Raw genomic sequence first — 527 nt, forward strand, 5'->3', positions numbered from 1 at the left:
CGCTGGTTTGCCTGCGCCAATACGGTGGAGGCAGCCTGCTGCAAGATGTTGTACTGGGTAAGCGCCGCCGTCTCTACCGCAAAGTCCGCATCACGTACCCGAGACCGGGCAGATGAGAGGTTTTCGGCGATATTTGCCTGGTTGCGAATGGTCGACTCCATCCGATTCTGGATTGCACCCAGCTCAGCCCGTTTCCGGTCTACCCCGGCTATCATCTTGTCCACTGCACCGAGCACACTCTGTGCGTTATCCTGGGTTGAGATAGACAACGTCGAAATTGAAGCGAATCCTCCAGCGGCTGAAGCGGCGGCATTTATGCCTGAAATACTAAAACCATCGGCTTGAGTCAGTGAAAAACTGATGGTTTGCTTGGCATCCGCCCCTACCTGGAAAACCCCTTTATAGGAGCCGTCCAGCAACTTGGTCCCACCAAAAGTCGTATCTTTGGCAATCCGGTTAATTTCAGTTGCCAACTGTTTGACTTCTTGTTGCAGCGCAGAACGGTCAGCATCTGTGTTGGAGCCGTT

The 527-nt window shown here is 53.5% G+C and carries 1 protein-coding gene; it reads right to left on the reverse strand.

Going from position 1 to position 527, the window contains the following annotated elements; translation table 11 throughout:
• Window positions 1-527, reverse strand: a 527-nt coding sequence (locus BN1117_RS08310; RefSeq protein WP_040096452.1) for a flagellin, incomplete at both ends; no start/stop codon positions are given.

Origin of the sequence: Aeromonas australiensis, from assembly GCF_000819725.1 — a bacterium.
In the GTDB taxonomy this organism is placed as follows: Bacteria; Pseudomonadota; Gammaproteobacteria; order Enterobacterales; family Aeromonadaceae; genus Aeromonas; species Aeromonas australiensis.